This window comes from Actinotalea sp. JY-7885, from assembly GCF_014525465.1.
In the GTDB taxonomy this organism is placed as follows: domain Bacteria; phylum Actinomycetota; class Actinomycetes; order Actinomycetales; family Cellulomonadaceae; genus Actinotalea.
Map to the genome: position 1 here is coordinate 1 of NZ_JACEXH010000296.1, position 2041 is coordinate 2041.

Here is a 2041-nt window from a genome sequence, read left to right on the forward strand (position 1 = left end):
GGGCGGGCGGGTCAGGCGGGCGGCGGGCGGGTCAGGCGGGCGGCGGGCGGGTCAGGTGGGGGCGGCAGGGGCAGGCGGGGGCGGGCGGGCGGCGGTGGTGGTCGCGGGGCGGGGCTCGGGGTGGCGGCTTAGGCTCGGAGGACCTCGTCGACGAGGAGCCGTGGCCGTGCAGACGCTGCTGTGGACGCTGTTGCCGACGGTGGTCTACGGAGGGCTGGCGTGGCTGGTCCTCGACGACCCACCGCGGGTGTGGGTGCGCGCCCGCAGGTGGGCGGTGCGTCGACGGGCCGAACGCCTCGGCCTCGTGCGGCGGCACGGCCCCTCACGGGCACCCCTGGCGCCGGCGGCGGCGCCCGACCCCTTCGACGTGCTCGCGGTGCAGGTGCGGCTCGGCGTCCTCGCGGCCCAGCTCCGCAGCCTCGAGGTCGACCCACGGGCGTGGGCGCGGGGGCGCCGGATCATCGCGGCGCAGGCCGCCTACGACGCGCTGCTCGCGGAGGCGTGCCGGCTCGCCGGGGTGCCGGTGGACGCGGACGCCGCCCTCGCTCCGTGGGGTCCGGCCCGTGAGCCGGAGCGGTTCCGGGAGGAGCTGGAGCTCGCCTCGCGCGGCTGGTCATGGTGAGGCGTCAGGCCCTGACCGTGAGCGTGCTCGACCCGTCGGGGTGGCACCGCACCTCGATGCGCTCCGCGATGGACTGCTTGAGCGCCTCGACGTGGCTGACCACACCGACCACGCGTCCGCCGTCCCGCAACCGCCCGAGCTCCGCCAGCACGACCTCGAGCGTCTCCGGGTCGAGCGTGCCGAAGCCCTCGTCGATGAACAGCGTCCCCAGGTCGGTGCCGCCGGCCTCGGCGGTGACGACGTCGGCCAGCCCGAGGGCCAGGCACAGGGACACGTAGAACGTCTCGCCCCCGGAGAGGGTGCGCGCATCGCGCTCGACCCCGGTGCGGTGGTCGACCACCTTCATCGCGAGCCCGGTGCGCCGGCTGCGGACCGCCTCCCGCTCGTCGCTGCGCACCAGCTCGTAGCGGCCGTCGGACATGGTCACCAGGCGGGAGTTGGCCGCCGCGACGACGTCCTCGAACCGGCGCATGAGCACGTAGGTCGCGAGGCTCAGCTGCTTGGCGTTGTCCCCGCCGCTCGCCGCCGCGACGTTCGCCATGCGCACCACGGGCCCGGCGTCGGCGTGGGCGGCCTCCTGCGCCGCCAGCGCCCTGGCGAGCTGGTCGTGGGCGGAGGACGCCGCCTCGGCAAGATGGGCGCTGCGGGCCTCGGCGTGTGCCGCCTCGGTCGCGAGGGCGTCGGCCGTCTCGTGGGCCGACGCGAGCGCGTCGAGGTCGACGTCGACGACCGCGGGCAGGGCGACCAGCTCGGGCTCCGCCAGGCCGGAGCGGACCCGCGACAGGGCGCGGTCGTGCTCGGTCACCGCGCGCTCGAGGTCCCGGAGCGCGACGGCGTCGAGCGCTGCGGCCCGCACGGCGGCGCCGTCGGCGAAGTCGTGCTCGACGAGCGCGGTGGCGAGCTCCGCCAGCCGCGCGTCGTGCGTGGCCGTGGCCTCCTCCACCCGCGCCAGCGCGTCACCCCAGGCGGTGAGGTGCCCGATCCGCTCGTCGACCAGCGCGAGCCGCACGCGCACCGACTCCGCGCCGTCGCGTGCCGCCTCGACCTCCACCTCGGCGAGGGTCAGGGCGTCGTTCGCCGCCTCGTGCGCGGCGCGCGACTCGGTCAGCGCCACGTCACGCTGCGCGACCTGCGCCGCGACCTCGTGCGTCTCGCGGTCGAACGCGGCCAGCGACGCCTCGACGTCCCGGACCCGGCCCACCGCAGCCAGCGCGTCCGAGACGCCCGCACGCGCCAGCGCCAGTCGCTCCTCGACCTCGGCGAGCGTCCCCCCGGCGGCGGACCGGCGCGCCTCGAGCCGCTCCGTCGTCGCGGCGAGGGTCCCGGCGGCCTCGGCCAGGCGCGCGTGCGCCGCGTCACGGGCAGCCTCGGCCGCCTCGAGCTGCTCGACCGTCACGTGCTCCGCGCCGAGCGCGGCCG

General features: G+C 77.8%; 2 protein-coding genes. One reads left to right on the forward strand and one right to left on the reverse strand.

The genetic code is table 11. The features are described from left to right. Nucleotides 1-160 precede the first annotated feature (160 nt). Nucleotides 161-622 (forward strand): hypothetical protein, encoded by a 462-nt coding sequence (locus tag IDM29_RS16455; protein WP_309232760.1) that lies wholly within the window; start codon nucleotides 161-163, stop codon nucleotides 620-622. A gap of 4 nt (nucleotides 623-626) precedes the next feature. Here IDM29_RS16455 and IDM29_RS16460 read toward each other — a convergent pair. Then, nucleotides 627-2041, reverse strand: a 1415-nt coding sequence (locus IDM29_RS16460) for an SbcC/MukB-like Walker B domain-containing protein (RefSeq protein ID WP_304518699.1), incomplete at its 5' end; no start/stop codon positions are given.